The sequence below is a fragment of the [Clostridium] polysaccharolyticum genome, assembly GCF_900111595.1.
In the GTDB taxonomy this organism is placed as follows: domain Bacteria; phylum Bacillota; class Clostridia; order Lachnospirales; family Lachnospiraceae; genus Clostridium_AI; species Clostridium_AI polysaccharolyticum.
In genome coordinates, this window is sequence record NZ_FOHN01000006.1 from 1 (window position 1) to 20,572 (window position 20,572).

Here is a 20,572-nt window from a genome sequence, read left to right on the forward strand (position 1 = left end):
TTCTTTGGCAGTCTCTGCCTGTATACTGGATGGCACTATAAGGTTTAACACCATTGACAGTACCAGTATGGCAGATAGTATTCTTCTTTGTCTGTGTCTTCGATTCATGGTATGCTCCTTTCTGTTTTGAATTATAATTTAGGAAATGTATCGGTAACTCAATTATCTGCACTATAAAACATAAATGTACCAGCACTTTTATCCTAAATATATCTGGATTATAGCACAACCACTTTCCACCGTTCTGTAATATCTCCTATATATCCCTAATCCAGCCTGATATACCTTCCTATCCTTTCAGGCTTGACAGACAAAAACGAAGCATATCTGACAAATTACAGATCTGCTTCGTTTTTTTCATTTATGAAATCCCTATTCTTTCTTTCTTTTTATGTAGCCCGATACCTCCTCCGTTTAAAAATTCTCAGAAATACCAGTGCTGCAGCGAGGACTGCACAGGATATGCCTGTTAGGATCCATGCATTTTTTTGTTCTGCTTTGCTTGGTTCGTTAGAATTCTTTAAACCTGGCATCATAGGAGCTTGACCTTTCTGTCCTTCTGCTCCTTGTTTCTGGTTATCCTTCCCTTTCTCAAGGAACGAAGGGACTCCTTTGCTTCCAAACATAGTTCCCATATCGCTTATTGTAATTCCAGAACCATCTACAAGCGTATCCTTTTCGGTTCTCAAAGAAGCTTTGGCTGGAATTTCGCCATCTAACTGCTTCTGTATGCTTTCTACTCTGGCATCTATGAATTCCATTAAAGTATCATAACCTTTTTCAAACTCCTCATACGTGTAAAATGCTGTAGGATCCGACTGAACATAAGGTACAATCATTTTTTTAATCTGGGCTACGGTTGTTTCAAAAACACCACTGGCAAAATAGCCCTCTATAAGTTCCTTCATGTATTGATGATATTTCTCCATATTTTCGTCTGTTGACAAGGCTGCGGCAAGCAAAGGACGTTCTTCTAACGTACCACTAGATACTACATCATCAATTCCACGATTTACAACCTGTGTTGCATCTCCACTGTTTTCCATAAACATTTCGCTAAAAGCTAAGTTATAATCCCAGGGAAGCATGGAAAGTTTCCCATCTTGTTCATAAAGATAATAATTGTGCAGCAAATTACCAAAATAACTGTCATCATTAGAAACCAAAACATTCGCAGCAATAAAGCGTAACATTTGATCTACATCCAAGTATTCCTCTATATTTTCCTTATTGGATATATTTTTCAATGCAGTAATCACCCTGTTTTTATCTGCATCCGTAACAGTTTCATCAATACTGCCCTCCCATATTACCTGATAACTATCATAATTGTCATCTATATAGGCTAAGCTGCAGCCCATTCCACCTCCTGGACCTTTTTTTTCTTTTTCATTGCCTTGAACTTTTTTCTGCTGTTCATCTTTCGTTAAGTTCTCTTTTGTCCCTTCTTGTTTCTTACCTTGCTCTCCTTCTGGCATATCTGGCGGTGCCTGCTGCCCGTCAAATCCTTCTGGCATATCTGGCGGTGCCTGCTGCCCTTTAATTCCTTCTGGCATGTCTGGTGGTGCCTGCTGATTCTTCGCTTGTGTACCAGTCTCTTCTGTTTTATCTGCACTTTTTTTATCTGGCTTCTCATTATTTTCTGATTTCTTGCTATCCTCTGCTCTATCCTGCCCCTGTGCTATGCTGCGATCCCCACCTTCTTCGAACTTCTCCGTAAAGGATTTCTGTTTTTCCTCAAACATGTTCTCCAATTTTTCTTTCATAGCATCTGGCAGGTCATCAAGCCCCTCCATTTGCCCTGCCTCCATATTTTCGGGCTTATAAAGTTTTCCATCTGTCTCTCCATAAGTTCTTTGAAGAAAGGAGTCTTCAATTGCTTCAAAGGCAATATACAATCCCCAATACTCACCATTATGATGAATAGAAGCATACGAAAATAAAGAAGAATTCACTCCAAGATAAGACAAAATGTCATACGTAATATATTCTTTCATATAAGTAGCGTCAGCCATTATATTATTGAGTGAAAGCTTATCCAGACCATCTAGTGACTGGCCTTTTTCAAAATGGTCAAATTCAACTTTAAAACTAAATCTGTCGGTTGTATCATCCTGCACAATATTAAGCAGACTAGTATTTCCCTTAGGCCGGATTCCTACATTATTATATCGTTTTCCATTAATTTCAATGTCACAAGCAGAATATTCTTCAGAGGCAGCATTTTCAAGCATTTCCTCCCACGCATCCTCCTCCATAATAATATTTACCTTCATAACCTTGGTTTTATCAAATACCGAGGATGCATAAAGTGTGGCTGAACTATCCATTTGAAATACTCTCGGACAATATGCCAAAACAGAAGTAAACACTAATGCCAGAATGATTATGGCCACAGCGGCCACATTCCACATCTTTTCTTTCTTCATAGCATTCAACCTCTCATTCTATCTATCCATTAAGACATATAATCCCCATTATAACTTACTAATACGGCACTATTTACATTCTGGATAGAGGAAACTTGATTTACAAAATCTGTTGTTTCATCCTTTAGACGTACTTCCAAAGTTATTTCTATTCCTGTTTTAGAAACCGTTTTCGATTTGATCACCGTCTTTTTCACTTGATTCTTCACATAATTCATCACTTTTTTCTCTGCTTCATCCTCTTCACAATTTACTACCAAAATATATGGATTATCGGATGTTTTCTTATTTACAAAAAGAACTAAGATAACTCCGATTAAAACGGAACCAAATACAGCTAATGGGAACATACCAGCTCCCACTACAATTCCTGCTGCAATTGCCCAGAATAAATAAGTAATTTCAATAGGTTCTTTTACAGCTGTACGGAATCTCACGATGGATAATGCACCAACCATACCTAAAGACAATACCACATTACTTGTTACTGCTAAAATAACAAACGTCGTAGTAACACACATGGCAACTAAAGATGTTCCAAAACTCTGTGAATACATAACACCATTAAAGGTTTTACGGTAAACATAATAAATAAAAAATCCGATTGCAAATGCAAGTATCATTGCAATTACGGTATCTACTAAACGAAAAGAAGTAATATTCTCTATATACTTTGATTTAAAAATATCTGAAAAATTAACTGTTCCTGTTGATAAAAATGTCATTTTCATCATCCTTTCTTATCATTCATTAAGTATTAACCGAATCTTCGGCATGCTTCATATTTGGAAAATGATGTTTTCGGCCTTTCCTTCACCTGAATTGCCATCTGTATGATTTCTGGCAGAAACGCATCATATTTTACTTCCATAAGAAGCTGTCCATGCTCTGTTGCTTCGATTCTTGGTACTTTCATATTAAAAAAATCTTTGCTGTGCAGCCCACTTTTAATAAATGTATCAAAAGTAATCCTTACATTACCTGGCTCATAGATAAATGGTTCCCTCAGATAATCTACAATTACTCTTGGCTTCATGCACTGATACTGCATTTTCGTATACAAATCAAGAAATAATGGCTTGCCACTTTCTTTTAAGAATCCAATATCGCCTCTTATAAGCTTTTCTACTTCTTCTCTCGTAATGGAAGCAGACAGCTTATTGCATAATCCATTTATTTTACTTTTCTTCTCTAGATGAATAAAAGAATCATCCCCATTGTAAAAGCGAATTCTGAATTTCTCTCTGTTGTTGCAGCCATACACCTTTTCTTTTAACGCCTTGTCATTATAGTTGTCAAAATACAAACTTCTGATAAGATAAAAACCATTTTCATCGGCATGTTGATCGCTCATAGCAATTACTTTTAACCTGCTTCTGATTGCAAGATAATCGCCATAGGTAATATAATGCTTGGTTTCATGACGGAATTTTAAATCCCCCATCGCCTTCCTCCTCTCTGTTTCGTTCTAATGTTAAATAACATTTTTCATTGCTTTTGTTTAACATGGGTTTAGTATATCTAAGATTTGTGTATAGAAAATGTAGTATCTGTGTAAAAAATGTGACAATACTCTATTACAAATACTATGGCGGAATCTGTACAAAGCAAAAACATCCTAGACAAATGCTCCATTAAACACACTGTCTAAGATGTTTTTTACAGCATCCACATGGAAATAATTTATTGTCTATATGTTGAAAGGAAATTGCCTAATTTCTCTATTGCATCTTTTAATACTTCTATTCTAGGCAAATATACAACTCTAAAATGATCTGGCTGTTTCCAGTTAAATCCGCCACCATGAATCAGTAAAATTTTCTTTTCTTTTAATAAATCCAGTGCAAATTTTTCATCATCTGCAATGTTGAACTTCTTGGTATCAATTTTAGGGAATATATAAAATGCTGCTTTTGGCTTAACGGCACTAATTCCCGGAATATCATTTAACGCTTTATATATAAACTCTCTCTGTTCGTAGATTCTTCCTCCTGGAATAATATAATTGTTTACACTCTGGTATCCGCCAAGTGCTGTCTGAACAATGGACTGTGCTGGTACGTTGGAACATAACCGCATATTGGATAACATATTAAGCCCCTGCATATAATCTTCTGCAGCCTGTTTATTGCCGCTTAGTATCATCCAGCCAATTCGGTATCCTGCAATCATGTGGGATTTTGACAGCCCGCTAAAAGTTACACAGAACAAATCCGGAGCAAGAGATGCAATGGAAATGTGTTCTTCTCCGTCCATAACCAGACGGTCGTAAATTTCATCTGCATAAATGATAAGGTGATGTTCCCTTGCTATCTCCACAATTTCCTGCAATACTTCTCTTGGGTATAACGCACCAGTAGGATTATTCGGATTGATAACAACAATTGCTTTTGTTTTGTCTGTAATTTTCTTTCGAATGTCATCCATATCCGGATACCACTCTGCCTGTTCATCGCATATGTAATGTACAGGATTCCCACCTGCCAGAGTAACGCATGCTGTCCAAAGCGGATAATCTGGTGATGGCACTAACACTTCATCCCCATTATCTAATAGGGCAGACATACTTAAATTAATCAGTTCGCTGACTCCATTTCCTGTATAGATATCATCTACTGAAAGATTTGGAATCCCCTTTAACTGGGCATACTGCATAATTGCCTTTCTTGCTGAGAATAAACCCTTTGCTGCTGAATACCCTTCGCAATCTGTAAGCTGACGCTGCATGTCGTATATAACTTCGTCTGGAGTACGGAATCCAAATGGAGCCGGATTACCAATGTTCAGTTTCAAAACATGCATACCAGCCTCTTCCATTCTGGCTGCTTCTTCTACTACTGGTCCTCTGACATCATATAATACGTTATCAAGTTTGGCTGATTTTTTAAATACTCTCATGCTGCCATCTCCCCCATTTATATTAAGTTCATTTTCATTCAGATGTGCTGTTGTATCTGGTATGTTCACTTCTTCGGAAATCTGATTTCCATATAGCCAGTCTATGGTAACATCTAAGGTTTCTGCTAAAAACATTGCAATGTTGTTTCTTGGAACAGCTTTCCCTCCAACATACTGGCTTACCTGGCTTTTTCCAAGCTTAATTCCTCTAGTTTCTGCAAATCGGATTAAATCAACTTGTTTTAAATTTTTATTATTCATTGCCATAATTAGCCGTTCTGCAAAAGTTGAATTTTTCATGGATAACGCTCCTATCTTAACTAAAAGTTTATTTTATAAAGATAAGTTTACCATGTTCTTTGCGAAAGTTCAATATTGCAAGTTTATTTTCAGATAAAGTTTATTTTCTTTTTCTCCTCTGTTCTTTCCTTATCAAACTTCTTTAAGAGTGGTTCTAACTGCTGAATTATGGCTGCATGAATATTTTCTGCCGCATCGTCTGCACCTACCGTAATCATTGTTTCGCTTGGAACTTCTTTTATTCTTTCCTCATATGCATTAAGAGCACTGGATAAAATCTCTGGATTTTCGTCCGTCCGAATAGGTTTATCTGCTCTCGACATGAGTCTCTTGGTAGAAAGTTCTACATTTCCACGTATGTATATTGTAATGTCTGGATCTGGAAACTGCTTCATGATTTCTTCTATCCATTTAACTTCTCCACCAAATGCGTCCGTATACGCCAAATAGCATAATTTATGTCTATCGCATAATAGATAATCACAATCTTTTACTTTCTCAACTTCATAACGATAGTGATATGCTACATCACAGGCGATTACCGTATTCATTACTTCTGGCTGGATATGTGGATGATAGGCATAGGGATCACCAAACACTTTTTCAGAAACATCAAATAAAATGCTTGTACGATTCATTTTCACTTTGGTTATATTCACTGTTTTCTGTTTTTCCTCTAAATACTTCTTTAGCATATTAATTTGTGTGCTTTTGCCACAGCCATCAATTCCACATACTGCAATAACTATTGGTCGTTTCATGATTATCCTTTCTTTAATAATGCTATATACTTGTAATGCTTCTTGCCTGCAGATAGACAATGTTGCCATTCTCAACGGAAAACTCGATATCCATCTCACTAGCAAAGCACATTACTAGCTTTTTTGCATCTAATCGCATAGTTTCATAAACTTTTTTTTCCAAATGCATTCCATCCTCGTCACCAGGCTCAAATTCCAGTAATTCTCCATTTTCTTTACTGATACAATAATAATCAGGAGTGATCTGGCCACTTACCAGCTTTTCTCCAAGCCCATTTACTGCTTCAATGATTACTTCACTTTGATTTCCATCTATCGGATTACTTGTAAACATAACACCTGACATATCTGCACATACCATTTTTTGTATTACGATAGCCATTCGCTTCTGTTCCTCTTTCTTTATTCCCATTAATTCGCCATAACTTTCTACACGATTTGAGTGGGCAGACTGATAGCACTTTCTTATTGCTTCTTCTATATCCTCCTGTTTCACATTCAGATATGTTTCATACATTCCTGCAAAGCTTGTTTGATGTCCATCTTCCATACATCCACTGCTGCGTACAGAGAATAAAGCATTTGAATCAGAATCCAGTATCTCCTTAACAAAATTTGAAACCTGAAACAGGATTTGGGAATCAAACTTGGTTCCAACTGGTATCACTGCGGTTTCTGGTATCTGAAACCCATTTTTATCTAATACGTAAAGACCGTAAGCCTTTCCTCCCATTCTTTCCAATCCAGCTACTTGTTCTTCCACCTGATTTCCTAAAATCCTAAATCTGTCTTTCATTTTATCCATTTTCCCCTAATCTATTTTATACACTTTCCCATACTTCGTACAAATTTTTATGTTATCTCCATTTCTTAAAACCTTAGTAGCATTTGACGTTCCAACGATACATGGTTTGCCAATTTCTCTGCAGACAATAGCAGCATGGCATAAAACACCTCCACGGTCCGTTATAACTCCTGCACTTTTATGAATGGCACCAATACTATCTGGTTCTGTCATTGGTGTTATAATAATCTCTTTCTCCTCTACCTCTGCATATTCATTGCTGTTCATAATAACACGTGCTTTTCCTTCTGCACATCCCAATACCGCAGTTCTGCCCTTACAGATTTCAGATTCCTTTCTTGCTTTACATCCATCACAATTCATTTCTTTTCCCCTCTACATTACAATCTATTAAAAATCAATCTTATCAAACTGATAGGTAGATGCAAGATACCAAAATGCTCTTGCCTCTTCTTCACTCTTTTCAAGTGCAATAATCTTCTTTGTCTTACGAATTAACGCATGTCTGATAAATGCATAAAATCCATAATACTCATAAATATCATACGTTACCCGATCTGCAAACAGCAATTCATAAGCCTCTATTAATTTCCTCATCTTGTCTTTTTTTTCATCATTTAATGTTTTTAAAACGGTTTCTTTTGCACTCTCGTACTGTTCTTTAATTTCATCCGATTTCAATACATCAACTTTCTTGCCCGTTTCCGCAATATAAGCAAACAAAGGTATTACCCCGTCTTTTTTTATGTACAATCCACTTTCGCATACACTTTTTATGTAGGTTTCTCGATCAGCACCTTCGTATTTTCCACTTAAATCTGCAAAAACAGATGTTCTTACATCCTGCATTCCAGCCGTAAGCAGTTTGCTGCCCATCTCAAAGTCACCATCTAAAAGTTCTAATATGTCATCTATTATTTTATGGAATACCGAAAATGGCCAGTTATCACTTGATAAATACATAGCATGTGCATTATCAATATCACTTTGCTTCTTAATTTTTTTCCATAGTTCCCTAGCTTCACTTAAATTATTGATACCAGCTTCTTCAAGTCCCTCCAGATATAATTTCGTAAGCACTTCCAGATTTTCTTTCAGCCTCTGGTCATATTTTTGGGCCGCAGATAAAGAATCTTCTTCTGAAAACAATTGTTTAATCCAGTTTCCTTCTTCCAAAACGGAAACCGAATTCTTTAATGAATCATCAACTTCGTCTTTTTCTTTATATCTTTCCTGTTCTGCAAAATCTCTATTTTCCGAAATCCAAATCAAATCTTCTATGCCATTGGTTTTCAAATAATCCTTAATGTAAGCCTCTTGCCTTTGAATTGTGACTGGATAATATAAATCATAATTCATGTTCTTCCCTCCTTATGTAATTTTACTCCCCGTTTTCTGGCTTTTATATGTTCTGCTGTATATATTCCGCTGTAGAAATTACATTTCCAAACCCGAAAGATATATTCGCAGCTGTATTCTTTCTAATATCCTCTTCTGATAAATCTGGAAGTTCTGGCGCTCCTGTAGCATCTAATATAAACTTCACAAAATAATCCTTATCATGTGCCTGTCTTGCAGTTGCCTCACAGCAGTAATTCGTCATAAATCCTGTAATTACTACGCAATCAGCACCTTTTTCCTTCAAAACCGTTTCCAAAGAAGTTCCTTCAAATGCGGAATATCTCCTCTTAATGACTTCTGGTATCTCATCCACGATTTCTAATTCTTCTATGTACTCTATATCTGCTGTTCCTTCGAGGAAACCTACCTCAAGTTCTTCTCCCACATAATCAAACATTCTTCCTGAATCTTTTCGGGAATTATGCATATGCCTAATATAAATAATCGGTTTTCCTTGCTTTTGAAACAGCTGAATAAGTTTATTTATATTTTCAACCACTGCCTTATAATCCTGCACATAAAGTTCTGAACCTTCTGACGCATATACTTTTTGAGAATCAATTACTAATAATGCTTCGTTTAATTCATTCATACAATCACACTTTGGACTCTTTTAACCCAAATTCCTTTCCTTTTTTAATTATTATTAATATCACATCTTTCATATAATGTCAAATTCTTCATCTTGATTTCTTAATATAACAAATTTGACGTTTTTATTCTTTATTATGAAAAACAAAGTCTGAGTTTCTCAGACTCTTCGCAACTGGAATGTACTCGAAGGAACTCAGACTTTGCCGTGCCCTTCTTTTTCAGGGCACTTTTTATTTGATAGGAAAGGATTCGCAGAGGACTTTCTTATCAAATAAAAAAATTCTCTCTCGAATATCTTTTCCATTCTATCCAAGAGAGAATCTCTAGTCTGCCTGTTTTTATACTATTTATAATAATCAAAATGCAAATCGTAAATCTGAACGGTATCGCCTTCCTGAATGCCAAGTTTCTCAAGCTCATCAATAATTCCATTTTCCCGTAAAAACTTCTGAAAAAAGGCAAATCCTTTTTCTGTTTCCAGATTGGTATAGCCAAGCATTCTATCTACTCTAGAACCTTCGATTGTATATAATCCTTCTTTCACCTTATTCACGATAACAGGTTCAGAATTCAAATCAAATTCAGGGAAGAATTCTCTTTCGAATATCACGGGATCTGTCTTTATTTCATTTAACATTCCTTTTACATGGTAAAGCAGTTCTTTTACACCCTGTCCACTTACAGCTGAAATAGGGAATACTTTAATACCATGTGGCTCAAATTCTTTGCGAAGCTTTTTAATTACTTCTTCACCTTGGTTTCCATAGAAAACATCTGCTTTATTGGCCGCAATCACCTGTGGAAGATGTGTAAGTTTATCACTGTATGCACTTAATTCTGCATTGATAATTTTAATGTCTTCTACTGGATCCCTTCCTTCTACAGAAGCTGCATCTACCATATGAATAATAACTTTTGTACGTTCGATATGTCGAAGGAACTGATGTCCAAGTCCAATTCCTTCAGATGCCCCTTCGATTAATCCAGGAATATCGGCAATCACAAAACCATCTGTACCCTCTAAGTCAACAACACCTAAATTCGGATTAAGTGTTGTAAAGTGATAGTTGGCAATCTTTGGTTTTGCATTGGTGACACGTGACAAAAATGTTGATTTTCCCACATTAGGGAATCCAACAAGACCAACGTCTGCAATTACCTTTAATTCAAGCAATACTTCAAGTTCCTGAAAAGGCTGTCCTGGCTGGGCATACTTTGGTGCCTGCATGGTAGGAGTAGCAAAGTTCATATTCCCTTTACCGCCTTTACCGCCACGAAGGATAACTTCTCTTCTATTGTCGTAAGACATGTCAGTGATGACTTTACCAGATGCTGCATCACGTACAATGGTTCCTGCTGGCACCTTTACGATTTTATCTTCCCCATCGGCCCCTCGACATCTCTTCTTTCCGCCTGGCCGTCCATCTCCAGCAATGTACTTACGAATATTACGGAAGTCATTTAACGTATTCATACCGTCATCTACTTCGAATATTAAATCGCCTCCACGACCTCCATCTCCACCATCCGGACCACCTGCAGGAACGTATTTTTCACGGCGGAAACTTACATGTCCGTCTCCACCTTTTCCTGAGCGTATATATATTTTCGCATGATCTGCAAACATAGTAACCTCTTTTCTAAGAATATGTTTCTTGTCAATCTATCTGTAAATACAAGCTAATTATTAACTGCTATCTAATAGCTTGCACGTTTTTCAAACTTCTATACTTTGCATGTTACAGCAGAATTTCCTGCATAGAAAGCGAAAAGCCCCAAACATGATTTCTCACAATTTGGGGCTTGGCTTAACAAAAATTATTTTGCTTCTCTTGGATATACAGAAGCCTGTTTCTTGTCTCTGCCTTTTCTTTCAAATCTTAATACTCCATCAACTAATGCATATAAAGTATCATCGCCACCGCGTCCTACATTAACACCTGGATGAATCTTTGTACCACGCTGTCTATAAAGAATATTGCCAGCTAAAACAAACTGGCCATCTGCTCTTTTTGCACCTAATCTCTTAGATTCAGAGTCTCTGCCGTTCTTAGTAGAACCAACACCTTTTTTATGGGCAAATAACTGAAGGTTCATCTTTAACATATCTTACACCTCCTCGAGTATAAGTAAATTAATCTTCTATTACAATAAAATCTTTTCCGTACTCTTGTTCCACACCTCTCAAACCAAGAAGCATAGATTCCACGAGCAGTCTGGACTCATTACTGATATCAGCCGTGAACTCAAGCTTTACATCACCGTTCTCTTCTTTTACTTCACACGCAATTGCATCGTCTGTAAATTCTTCGATAGAGTTAATTGTATTCACAACTAACACTGAAACAGCTGCACAGACAATATCCTGTCCGAAGCCTGCATATCCGGCATGACCCATGCACTGAAATCCTTTGCAAATACCATTATCATTTCTGAATACCGTAACTTTAATCATATAACATCCTGATTAAGCTTCAATTTTTTCAATCTTAACTTGTGTAAACTGCTGTCTATGACCGTTTTTCTTATGATAACCAGTTTTTCTCTTATATCTGTAAACAATGATTTTTTTAGCTTTTGCCTGTTTTACAACAGTAGCTGTTACGCTTGCACCATTAACAGAGCTTCCGACAGCTAATTTGCCATCTTTGTTTACAGCTAAAACGTCATCAAATTTTACAGTTGCACCAGCTTCACCAGAAAGCTTTTCTACGTTAATAACGTCGCCTTCAGAAACTTTGTACTGTTTACCACCTGTTGCAATAATTGCGTACATATGGCACCTCCTACTCAATTACTCGCCAGCTATGGTGTTATTCCGACGAAACAGAACACCCTTATTACCTCGCTGTGCGGCATACTAGATAATTTAAACACATAAGTTTGTTTTTGTCAATAGCTTGATTTCATTTTATAAAATTTTATTCCAAAAGCAAAAAAATAATTTCGTATAAATATGGGATTTGTCAATTTTCTAGCATTTTCTCTTTTTTTCTTATTTAGTATTATTTTTTCGACGTAATATGTCGAAATAAATTAAGCAGTAATACACTAAGGCACATGTAACATTACCAAAGCAACAGAAAGGAGCATGTTATATGCCGAAAGAAGTCCAAAATCAGTCGATCCGAAAAGCCACTCGTCTTATTATGAAGATAGTATGGCTTATCGACATAGCCCTAGCGTTAGGAATAACCGCAAGAACCAAAAGCCTTTCCTACAAATCGCTAGTCTGCTTAATTCCTGCGGTATCTCTAACATTAGGATTAAAATTCAATCTAATTAAACCACAGATGCAGACCTATATTATGCCAATTGTCCCGACAGTTGTTACAATTTTTATGGCTATTAACAAAAACGACGTAAATATGCTTCAGACTTATCTGATGATTACCATCACACTTTCTCTTCTGTATTTTGATCCAAAAGGTCATATTATCTACAGTATTTTAACCTGTCTTTCAATCATAATTGTAAATATTCTTTTCGGCAGACCAATCGATTTACCTACTATTGGAAGTACTATTGCAAGACTCGTTGTCTTCCTGACTTTATGTTTCACATTTGTTCGTTCTGGACGATGCTTGGCGGAAGATGCTTACAAAAAAAGTGAAGAAAGTGAACAGCTTATTACGAATTTAAATGAGACATTGCAGGCAATCCAGACAACTTGTAATGAATTAAATAAACAAGTTGATCATTCCAACCAAAACATGTCAGCCTTAACTGCTGCTAACGAAATCATTTTAAGTTCAATAGAAGAAACTGCAGAAGGCTTAACCGGACAGACGCAGGGTATGCGCAATATTTTAGGCTTACTAGAATCTTCTAATGAAAAGATTGCCGCCTCCGTTACATTATCCGAAGAAATGGAAAGCACATCCCAGAAAGTAGATGAAATTATTCTTGTAAACCAGAACGGAATCAAGGAAATCCAGAATGCAATGCATATCATTGACGATACCGTTCAAATTGCTCTTGAAAAATCCATTTCTCTTGAAGCCAATACCAATGAGATCGATACATTTTTACAGCAGATTTCCAACATTTCAAAACAGACCAACTTATTGGCTTTAAATGCTTCTATCGAAGCTGCACGTGCTGGAGAACATGGCGCTGGATTCAATGTTGTTGCTATTGAAGTCCAGGCACTAGCTGAAGAAACGAACCAGACAGTCCAAAACATTTACAGCGTTATTAGCCTGCTTCATGAAAACATCAAAGCAACCAAAGAGCAGGTTGCCTTAGGCCGTAATGCTATAACAGAAGGTGCCACCCTTGTATCTAATACCACTGCTTCCTTTGAAGACATGAAAAACTCTATTGATTTATTACAAGGCAACATTCATAACGAACAGGAAAACAACCGTTATGTAATCAATTCTTTTAACGAAATCCAAGAAAACATGAAACAATTTGCTGAAATCGTTGAAAAACACAACAGCATTGTAAATGACATTAATCTTTCCGTCCAGGAACAAAACAGCAAATTCAAAGATATCAACAGCAGCATGTCTGTTATCAAAGAAACTGGAGATAAATTAAATACTCTAAATGCGCTTCAATCTTTATAAATCGCTCAAATATAGAATATAACGAAATTTCTTATAAATCAAAAAAGCTAGCCAAAAAAGAAATCTAATATCTTTCTTTTCTGACTAGCTTATTATTTTACCTTACATAACAAAATTTTTAATCCAGTAAAACAAAAGCAAATGAAGAGGATATATCACATAGAAGAAATACTTTAAGGATATCCCTTTTTTTCCATTATAAAAATAAACAGGTACTGCAGAAACAGCTCCCAGCATCTGAATCCCTTCAAAACCAGTCATTACATTGACCACTATATTGGAAAAGGCCACGTTCTTTCGATTTCCATGTACCAGATACATAAGATAGATTAATACAAGTCCACTAATTTCATAATCTCCTTTAACCAGATAAGAAACCAGAAAGACCAGTGCGTAAGCTGCAAGAAGCACTATATTCTCCAGCTTTACCTTCTTCTCTCCGAACCTTTCTGGAATAACCTGTACTAGAGACATTAGCACAATTCCTAAACCTAATGTAAAGAATACATTCTGATGATGCGGTTCGAAAACAGTTCCATAAAAGGCCAAATCATATGGCACTTCAGAGATTAAGGCAAACAGAAAAAGCCTGGTACCGTATTTCCGGATGCTTCTCGTATGGAAAAAACCTTCTACTATCAGAAAGCAGTAGATAGGAAAAGAAAGCCTTCCGATCCCTCTTCCAATCCAATACCATCTCCCATAACTATTGTAATCTACAAATACTGCCGTAAAATGGTCAATAATCATGGTAACCAGTGCAAGAATCTTTAATTGCCCTCCACTTAAGCCAGCAAGCTTTTTCTGCTTCATATCCCTATCATCCTTCCTTTTATTCTGGTGCTCCATATTCTGCCCCAAGATAATTGCTAAATCCTCACCTGTTTCCTTTGTAACATCTAGCCACTACGATTCCGTCACATCTACCAGCGTGCTTTCTGTATATGCAATTAACTGTTTTGCATTTACAACCATCTGGCATCCACGTACTCCTGCGCTTACACTAATTTCCTCAAACTGTTCTGCCGTATAATCCATATACGTCGGAAACTTCTTTTTCATCCCTACTGGTGAACATCCTCCCCGGATATATCCGGTAATTTTCAGCAGATCTTTCACTGCAATCAATTCCACTCTTTTGTCCTTAATTACAGCTGCTGCCTTTTTCAAATCCAGTTCCTTATTAACTGGCAGGCAAAATACTACATAACCATTCCGCTCCCCTTTTAGTACAATTGTCTTAAATACCTGTTCCAGAGGCAGACCTGTCTTTCGTGCCACATCTGACCCGCAGATATTCTTTTCATCTACCTCATACTCAATGGTACGATATGGAATCTTTGCTTTGTCAAGCATTCTAAGAGCGTTGGTTTTCACTGCTTTCGCCATCCTCATCTCTCCTTATTTTTATCTGTTCCCATAATGGTTTTCGTACTTTTTTTCTTGTCACTTCCACCAGATTTAACTTTGTCATATCTATAAGAGCTGTTTTCACAGGATCTTTCGCAAATAAATGTTTCAATTGATTCATTAAGCTTTTTCTTTTTTCTTCGTCCTCTAAATCAATAAAATCTATTATAATAATCCCTGACATATTACGCAGGCGTATCTGCTTTGCAATTTCTTCTGCCGCTTCAGAATTAATCCGGTAATAGGTTTCCTGTTCATTTTTCTTGCCTTTCACTGCTTTCCCAGTATTTACATCAATTACAGTCAAAGCTTCTGTAGGCTCAATTACCAGATAGCCGCCGGATTTTAACCAGACTCTTTTATGCAATGCCTTCTGAAGTTTTGTTTCGATGCTATATAAATTCTTCATGGAAATCATGGAATCCTGATAGAAAGCCAGTTTTGAAAGATCTTCTGGCTGATACATACTTAAAAATGCATGAATCTCTTCGTAGATTTCTTTCTGGTCTGTAATGATTTCATCTATCTGGCACTGGTTAAAATCTCGAATATCGGCCAAATAATTAGGCAGGCCTTTTTCGATCAGTGAAAACCTTGTAAAATGAATCTCTTGCTGGGTAATACGCTGATAAACAGACTGTAATGCTTGTATTTCCTGCAGAATGCGTTTTTCTTCCACCCCTTCGCTATTGGTCCTTATGACAAATCCATAGGAATCCTGCAAATACGGACTTACGATATCTTTTAATCTAGCCCTTTCTTCATTAGATACAATTTTGGCCGAAATACCTGTTTTCGTAATTCCGTGGGTCAGCACCACATATTTACCTGTAATATTTAAGTTACAGGTAACGGTTGGAGACTTGGTTTTTACATTTTCACGTTCTATCTGGACCATGATTTCATCCCCAATACAGATCCGTTCTCTTTGCATTCCATTGCAGTAAATCGGATGCTGCGGCTTGGAAAGGGGAAGATAACACATAACCCCTCCTGCAATCTCCACAAACGCAGCATTAATATTCTTTACAATATTTTTTACTTTTCCAATATAGATATTACCAAGAAGGACACCACCAGAAGAAGCCTGTTCTGCATTTACCTGAACGAGCTCCTTCTTGCAAAGCAACAGCGAATATACAATCTGTTCTTCTTTTAAAATCACTAACTGGTTTGCTTTCTCCATGGTCATTCCCCTTCTAACTACTCTTTTAGTTCTCCTAAAGAGATTATTGTTCCATCTTCACCATCTGCATATAAATCCAAACGGTGGTACTGATAAGAAAATGGATTTAATTCCTGTCCAAGATACTGGTAAAATGCTTCCATTACAAGGTCAGGCTTAATATTAGTAACACTTCCGGCAACCAGCTGTACATACACTTTCTGTTCCGCTTCAAACTGCTGTGCCACTGTTTCAGAATAATCTCTCTTTACTAACTTTCCAAAGCTTTCTTTGTCAAATGCATACTGATACACAAATGGCTTAATATCTATTAAAGAAGAACTTTTCTTTGTTTTCTTCTCAATTTCAATTTTATCTTGTGCCATAAAGGCAGCAAATTTTTCTTCAAAATTTTCAACTGGTGTATATCCATCTTTTAAGGCAATTTCATAATCTGCTGCACTTACAATAGACATGGCATTTCGTCCTTTATCCGAAAGAACATGAAAATTTACTACACGGATTTCGTCATTCATCTGTGCATTTAATCTTGCAGCCATTTCTTCCTCAGAACCAGAAGAATTAAGTTCCACGTCCAGATATTCTCCATCACTTGTAAGGCCAACTCCAAGAGGCTGTGCAAATGACATCAGCTGATGGCGGTTAAATCCCTGTGAGTAAGCAATATCAATATCAGCTCTTCGAAATGCTTTCTGGAAGTAACGCATAACGTCCAAATGTCCAATGAATTTCATGGACCCTGTTTTTATAAATTTAATTCTTGCTTTCATAGCACACGCCACCTCCAAATTTTGCTGCTCCACATCCAGAACATTTTTGCCTGCAGTTTGGAGTTACAGTTTCACCCATAGCATTCTGGTACTCTCTCCACAAGAACTTCTTGGTCACACCTGCATCAATGAAATCCCAAGGAAGCACTTCATCAAAGGAACGTTCCCTTGCTGTATAGAATAAAGGATCTATATTATTTTCTTCAAATGCTTCCAGCCAGGCATCATATTTGAAATGCTCTGACCATGAGTCGAACATACATCCTTTTTTGTATACATCCAAAAGAAGCTTATTTAACTTTCTGTCACCTCTGGCAAGTACACCTTCCAGCAAGGTAACTTCTGCTTCATGCCAGTTGTATTTAATACTTTTCTGGTTTAACTGCTCACGCATTTTTCCATTTAGGAAACGCTGTTTTTCTAAGAATTCTTCGCTGGTACACATTCTTGACCACTGGAATGGGGTAAATGGCTTTGGAACGAAGAAGGAGGTACTGGATACGATCTGTACTTTTCCATTTCTCTGATCCTTAGGAATTGTGTAATACTCTCTTGCAATCTTGTCAGACAGAATCGCAATTCCTTCAATGTCTTCTTCTGTTTCCCCCGGAAGGCCTAGCATAAAGTAAAGTTTTACACGGTTCCATCCACCACGGAAAGCATCCATAGCACCTTTTAGAATCACTTCTTCTGTTAAGCCTTTATTAATCACGTCACGCATACGCTGTGAACCTGCTTCTGGCGCAAATGTCAGGCTGCTCTTTTTCACGTCCTGTACTTTGCTCATAACATCTAGTGCAAATGCATCAATACGAAGAGATGGCAGGGAAATATTGACTCCTTTGGAACCAAATTCATCAATCAGGAAGTACACTAGTTCCTGTAAATGAGAGTAGTCACTGGAACTTAGGGAGCTTAAGGAAATCTCATCCTGACCAGTGGATTTTAACATGGTATAGGCACGGTCTTTTAAGAACTCAATGCTTCTTTCACGAATTGGACGGTAAATCATGCCAGCCTGACAGAAACGGCATCCACGGATACATCCTCTCTGGATTTCCAAAACTACACGGTCTTGTGTTACCTTAATGTAAGGAACTAATGGATTTTCCATATAAAATGTATCACTTAACTGCATTTCCACTTGCTTCTTCACCGTTTCCGGTGCATTTTCATTGATTACACGAAATGCTTTTATAGTTCCATCTTCCTTATATTCCGGCTCATAAAACTGCGGTACATAAATACCTTCAATATGAGCTGCTGCTTCTAAAAATTCTTTTCTTGTACCGCCACGTTTTCTGTTTGCTTTATAAGTGTCAAGCAGCTGATAATAAATGGTTTCGCCTTCTCCCATATAGAATAAGTCAAAGTAATCACTAATTGGTTCTGGATTGTAAGAACATGGACCTCCACCAATTACAATGGGATCATCCTCCCCACGCTCTGCTGCAATAAGTGGAATCTGGGATAAATCTAAGACTTGAAGAATATTGGTATAGCACATTTCATACTGCAGGGTTATTCCTAAGAAATCGAATTCTTTTACTGGATCTTGCGATTCCAATGCAAATAAAGGGATATTCTTTTCTCGCATAATCTTGTCCAAATCACTCCAGGGAGAATACACACGTTCACAGTAAGTATCTTCCCTGCGGTTAAACATATCATATAAAATCTGGATTCCCTGATGTGACATCCCAATTTCGTATACATCCGGGAAACACATGCAAAAACGAATATCGATGCTGTCTTTCTCTTTCACGACCATATTGTATTCATTGCCAATATATCTGGCTGGTTTTTCCACGGTAAGTAATATTTCATCACTAAGTGCCAATTTGCGCATTTTGTTACCTCTTTCAATCTGTTTCTTATCCATAGAAATCTGTTTAAATGATAAAGGAGTGCTTCAATGACTAATCACTGAATACTCCTTTTTCCATTTGCTTATGCTATTATAACAGACTTACTTCTTTTTGTCACTGTTTAATATTTGCTGAAATGCTGGAATTACGTCTTTTTCCAGCATTTCAGAAGCTTCCTGCTGGATTCTGTCAAAGTGGTGGTTATCTTCTACCAGCGTAACTATGGTATTAAAATCATAACCACTATAAGACCATCCAGACTGCTTGACTGCTGCCACTCCTAATAAAAGGAGACAGGAAAAAAACAGCCTGATGTATGTACTCTTTTTAAATGCCATCCCTGTCTGGACTTCCACATTTTCTTCTCCATCTGCATAAATTTGCGGGCTGTCAATCTGCTTCATGCAGTTAGCTCTGGCACTTCGGATTAATTGTTCACGTGACATGGAATTGCTGCTAAGATCACTCATTATGTCCTCCAGATATTCTTTGTATATTATATTGAAGGATATGGGAAATATGCCAATAGAGCTAATTTTTCTTCAATTATCTTCCCTTTATAAACCAGCCAATTATAGGCATTATTATGAAAGCACACATAAAGTTTACTGCATCTGCAAAATAATATCTGTTCTTTTTCCTGCCAGATTTTCATCATCTCATGTTACAAACTTGCATTTACAGAGTTAGTATGTTACCATATTTTTAGTATGAAAAATCTTATAAGAGAGGAAGATTACTTATGTCTTGGTGTCCAAAATGCAAACAGGAATTTCAAGATGGAATAACCATATGCCCTACTTGCAATGAACCGCTAGTAGACGAGCTGGATACAACCATTCTTTTAAAACAAATCGACTTTTTCTCAGAAGAAGAAGTGAATAAATTTGCCTCATTTCTTACATATTCTAAACTAGAAAATATAAGCTGGGAAAAGGACGAGGCTTCAGGCAACTACTATATACGCTGCCAGGAAGAAGATGTGAAAGAAATCGCCAAATTATTTGGTGCATTTATGTCTGTGGAAGAAGATAAAAAAGAAGCCGAAGAAACAGAAAACTATGAGGAAACGGACGAGGAGCCGGATTCCTCTTCCAGAACCTATGTAAAGAAACAAGACCAGTACTCCGACGTAAAATCCACTGGCATTATGCTCATTGGAATCGGTATTGTCGGTCTTGCTTATGTCGTTCTTAATGCAACTGGTATCTTGCATCTGTTAAACGGAACAATCTCATTTGGATTAAATATTGCATTATTTGCTGCTGCATTCCTTTACGGCATTTATTCCATGAGACAGGCCAAAGTACTAAAAGGCGAAATTGCAGAAGAAGAAACTGTTCGCAAAAAAATCATGAACTGGATTAACGAACATGTTACAGATGAGTTTCTGGAAAACTGTAACGATCCTTCTCTTCCAGACGAAGCCAATTACTTAAAACAATATCAGGAAGCAAAACAGCTTGTACAAAAACAGTACCCTGATGTAAAGGAGAATTTTATCGAAAGCTTACTTGATGAGAAGATGAATTAAGAATAAAACATACCCAAAAGGTGATGCAGCCGATTTTACGTT

21 protein-coding genes are annotated in these 20,572 nt (G+C 36.9%); 2 read left to right on the forward strand and 19 right to left on the reverse strand.

The features are described from left to right. Positions 1-389 precede the first annotated feature (389 nt). The 13 genes from BMY85_RS05130 to rplU all read right to left on the reverse strand — a co-directional run bounded on the left by BMY85_RS05130 (position 390) and on the right by rplU (position 11,964). Positions 390-2,429 carry a CotH kinase family protein gene (locus BMY85_RS05130; RefSeq protein WP_092477166.1) on the reverse strand — a complete coding sequence of 680 codons (2,040 nt, stop codon included), beginning with the start codon at positions 2,427-2,429 and terminating at the stop codon, positions 390-392. Between the two features lie 29 nt (positions 2,430-2,458). Continuing rightward, on the reverse strand, positions 2,459-3,154 hold the full coding sequence (locus BMY85_RS05135; RefSeq protein ID WP_092477168.1) for a DUF4956 domain-containing protein: 696 nt from the start codon (positions 3,152-3,154) through the stop codon (positions 2,459-2,461). Between the two features lie 32 nt (positions 3,155-3,186). Further along, positions 3,187-3,873: a polyphosphate polymerase domain-containing protein gene (locus BMY85_RS05140; protein WP_092477170.1), complete on the reverse strand. Its 687-nt coding sequence runs from the start codon at positions 3,871-3,873 to the stop codon at positions 3,187-3,189. Positions 3,874-4,112: 239 nt separating this feature from the next. Then, the gene (locus tag BMY85_RS05145) at positions 4,113-5,627 is read right to left on the reverse strand and encodes an aminotransferase class I/II-fold pyridoxal phosphate-dependent enzyme (protein WP_092477172.1); all 1,515 of its coding nucleotides are present in this window, start codon (positions 5,625-5,627) and stop codon (positions 4,113-4,115) included. Positions 5,628-5,716: 89 nt separating this feature from the next. Beyond that, a complete protein-coding gene (locus BMY85_RS05150) occupies positions 5,717-6,388 on the reverse strand; it encodes a dTMP kinase (protein ID WP_177180647.1) in 672 nt (223 codons plus the stop codon). 22 nt (positions 6,389-6,410) lie between these two features. Further along, the gene (locus tag BMY85_RS05155) at positions 6,411-7,184 is read right to left on the reverse strand and encodes a PEP/pyruvate-binding domain-containing protein (protein WP_177180648.1); all 774 of its coding nucleotides are present in this window, start codon (positions 7,182-7,184) and stop codon (positions 6,411-6,413) included. 15 nt (positions 7,185-7,199) lie between these two features. After that, positions 7,200-7,556 (reverse strand): PEP-utilizing enzyme, encoded by a 357-nt coding sequence (locus BMY85_RS05160; protein ID WP_092477178.1) that lies wholly within the window; start codon positions 7,554-7,556, stop codon positions 7,200-7,202. 27 nt (positions 7,557-7,583) lie between these two features. Continuing rightward, entirely contained in the window at positions 7,584-8,552 is a 969-nt protein-coding gene (locus BMY85_RS05165; protein WP_092477180.1) for a hypothetical protein, read from the reverse strand. Between the two features lie 43 nt (positions 8,553-8,595). Then, positions 8,596-9,186 carry a cysteine hydrolase family protein gene (locus BMY85_RS05170; protein WP_092477182.1) on the reverse strand — a complete coding sequence of 197 codons (591 nt, stop codon included), beginning with the start codon at positions 9,184-9,186 and terminating at the stop codon, positions 8,596-8,598. Between the two features lie 345 nt (positions 9,187-9,531). After that, positions 9,532-10,815: a GTPase ObgE gene (gene obgE, locus BMY85_RS05175; RefSeq protein ID WP_092477184.1), complete on the reverse strand. Its 1,284-nt coding sequence runs from the start codon at positions 10,813-10,815 to the stop codon at positions 9,532-9,534. A gap of 191 nt (positions 10,816-11,006) precedes the next feature. Next, entirely contained in the window at positions 11,007-11,294 is a 288-nt protein-coding gene (gene rpmA, locus BMY85_RS05180) for a 50S ribosomal protein L27 (RefSeq protein ID WP_092477186.1), read from the reverse strand. A 28-nt stretch (positions 11,295-11,322) separates the two neighbouring features. Further along, positions 11,323-11,643, reverse strand: a complete 321-nt coding sequence (locus BMY85_RS05185) for a ribosomal-processing cysteine protease Prp (RefSeq protein WP_092477187.1) — start codon at positions 11,641-11,643, stop codon at positions 11,323-11,325. 12 nt (positions 11,644-11,655) lie between these two features. Beyond that, positions 11,656-11,964 carry a 50S ribosomal protein L21 gene (rplU, locus tag BMY85_RS05190; protein ID WP_092477189.1) on the reverse strand — a complete coding sequence of 103 codons (309 nt, stop codon included), beginning with the start codon at positions 11,962-11,964 and terminating at the stop codon, positions 11,656-11,658. A gap of 322 nt (positions 11,965-12,286) precedes the next feature. Here rplU and BMY85_RS05195 point away from each other — a divergent pair, with 322 nt between their 5' ends. Continuing rightward, positions 12,287-13,762, forward strand: a complete 1,476-nt coding sequence (locus BMY85_RS05195) for a methyl-accepting chemotaxis protein (protein WP_092477192.1) — start codon at positions 12,287-12,289, stop codon at positions 13,760-13,762. Positions 13,763-13,864: 102 nt separating this feature from the next. On the opposite strand, the gene BMY85_RS05200 is transcribed toward BMY85_RS05195, so the two are convergent. The 6 genes from BMY85_RS05200 to BMY85_RS05225 all read right to left on the reverse strand — a co-directional run bounded on the left by BMY85_RS05200 (position 13,865) and on the right by BMY85_RS05225 (position 19,466). Then, on the reverse strand, positions 13,865-14,575 hold the full coding sequence (locus BMY85_RS05200; RefSeq protein ID WP_177180649.1) for a TraX family protein: 711 nt from the start codon (positions 14,573-14,575) through the stop codon (positions 13,865-13,867). Positions 14,576-14,668: 93 nt separating this feature from the next. Then, positions 14,669-15,151 (reverse strand): Cys-tRNA(Pro) deacylase, encoded by a 483-nt coding sequence (gene ybaK, locus BMY85_RS05205; protein ID WP_092477197.1) that lies wholly within the window; start codon positions 15,149-15,151, stop codon positions 14,669-14,671. Then, positions 15,120-16,358: a ribonuclease E/G gene (locus BMY85_RS05210; protein WP_092477199.1), complete on the reverse strand. Its 1,239-nt coding sequence runs from the start codon at positions 16,356-16,358 to the stop codon at positions 15,120-15,122. The genes ybaK and BMY85_RS05210 overlap by 32 nt, the downstream gene beginning before the upstream one ends. A gap of 17 nt (positions 16,359-16,375) precedes the next feature. Beyond that, a complete protein-coding gene (locus BMY85_RS05215; RefSeq protein ID WP_092477201.1) occupies positions 16,376-17,128 on the reverse strand; it encodes a TIGR03936 family radical SAM-associated protein in 753 nt (250 codons plus the stop codon). Continuing rightward, positions 17,112-18,977 (reverse strand): TIGR03960 family B12-binding radical SAM protein, encoded by a 1,866-nt coding sequence (locus tag BMY85_RS05220; protein WP_092477203.1) that lies wholly within the window; start codon positions 18,975-18,977, stop codon positions 17,112-17,114. The genes BMY85_RS05215 and BMY85_RS05220 overlap by 17 nt, the downstream gene beginning before the upstream one ends. Positions 18,978-19,097: 120 nt before the next feature. Further along, positions 19,098-19,466 (reverse strand): hypothetical protein, encoded by a 369-nt coding sequence (locus BMY85_RS05225; protein ID WP_092477205.1) that lies wholly within the window; start codon positions 19,464-19,466, stop codon positions 19,098-19,100. A gap of 272 nt (positions 19,467-19,738) precedes the next feature. Here BMY85_RS05225 and BMY85_RS05230 point away from each other — a divergent pair, with 272 nt between their 5' ends. Continuing rightward, a complete protein-coding gene (locus BMY85_RS05230; RefSeq protein WP_092477207.1) occupies positions 19,739-20,530 on the forward strand; it encodes a hypothetical protein in 792 nt (263 codons plus the stop codon). Positions 20,531-20,572 lie beyond the last annotated feature (42 nt).

Excerpts from the sequence above, each read along its gene's own strand:
- BMY85_RS05230 (WP_092477207.1), top strand. The coding sequence starts at position 19,739 with ATGTCTTGGTGTCCAAAATGCAAACAGGAATTTCAAGATGGAATAACC.
- BMY85_RS05215 (WP_092477201.1), bottom strand. The coding sequence starts at position 17,128 with ATGAAAGCAAGAATTAAATTTATAAAAACAGGGTCCATGAAATTCATT.
- rpmA (WP_092477186.1), bottom strand. The coding sequence starts at position 11,294 with ATGTTAAAGATGAACCTTCAGTTATTTGCCCATAAAAAAGGTGTTGGT.
- BMY85_RS05150 (WP_177180647.1), bottom strand. The coding sequence starts at position 6,388 with ATGAAACGACCAATAGTTATTGCAGTATGTGGAATTGATGGCTGTGGC.
- BMY85_RS05165 (WP_092477180.1), bottom strand. The coding sequence starts at position 8,552 with ATGAATTATGATTTATATTATCCAGTCACAATTCAAAGGCAAGAGGCT.
- BMY85_RS05195 (WP_092477192.1), top strand. The coding sequence starts at position 12,287 with ATGCCGAAAGAAGTCCAAAATCAGTCGATCCGAAAAGCCACTCGTCTT.
- BMY85_RS05185 (WP_092477187.1), bottom strand. The coding sequence starts at position 11,643 with ATGATTAAAGTTACGGTATTCAGAAATGATAATGGTATTTGCAAAGGA.
- ybaK (WP_092477197.1), bottom strand. The coding sequence starts at position 15,151 with ATGGCGAAAGCAGTGAAAACCAACGCTCTTAGAATGCTTGACAAAGCA.
- BMY85_RS05160 (WP_092477178.1), bottom strand. The coding sequence starts at position 7,556 with ATGAATTGTGATGGATGTAAAGCAAGAAAGGAATCTGAAATCTGTAAG.
- BMY85_RS05170 (WP_092477182.1), bottom strand. The coding sequence starts at position 9,186 with ATGAATGAATTAAACGAAGCATTATTAGTAATTGATTCTCAAAAAGTA.
- rplU (WP_092477189.1), bottom strand. The coding sequence starts at position 11,964 with ATGTACGCAATTATTGCAACAGGTGGTAAACAGTACAAAGTTTCTGAA.
- BMY85_RS05200 (WP_177180649.1), bottom strand. The coding sequence starts at position 14,575 with ATGAAGCAGAAAAAGCTTGCTGGCTTAAGTGGAGGGCAATTAAAGATT.
- BMY85_RS05135 (WP_092477168.1), bottom strand. The coding sequence starts at position 3,154 with ATGACATTTTTATCAACAGGAACAGTTAATTTTTCAGATATTTTTAAA.
- BMY85_RS05145 (WP_092477172.1), bottom strand. The coding sequence starts at position 5,627 with ATGAAAAATTCAACTTTTGCAGAACGGCTAATTATGGCAATGAATAAT.
- BMY85_RS05140 (WP_092477170.1), bottom strand. The coding sequence starts at position 3,873 with ATGGGGGATTTAAAATTCCGTCATGAAACCAAGCATTATATTACCTAT.
- obgE (WP_092477184.1), bottom strand. The coding sequence starts at position 10,815 with ATGTTTGCAGATCATGCGAAAATATATATACGCTCAGGAAAAGGTGGA.
- BMY85_RS05225 (WP_092477205.1), bottom strand. The coding sequence starts at position 19,466 with ATGAGTGATCTTAGCAGCAATTCCATGTCACGTGAACAATTAATCCGA.
- BMY85_RS05220 (WP_092477203.1), bottom strand. The coding sequence starts at position 18,977 with ATGCGCAAATTGGCACTTAGTGATGAAATATTACTTACCGTGGAAAAA.
- BMY85_RS05210 (WP_092477199.1), bottom strand. The coding sequence starts at position 16,358 with ATGGAGAAAGCAAACCAGTTAGTGATTTTAAAAGAAGAACAGATTGTA.
- BMY85_RS05155 (WP_177180648.1), bottom strand. The coding sequence starts at position 7,184 with ATGAAAGACAGATTTAGGATTTTAGGAAATCAGGTGGAAGAACAAGTA.
- BMY85_RS05130 (WP_092477166.1), bottom strand. The coding sequence starts at position 2,429 with ATGAAGAAAGAAAAGATGTGGAATGTGGCCGCTGTGGCCATAATCATT.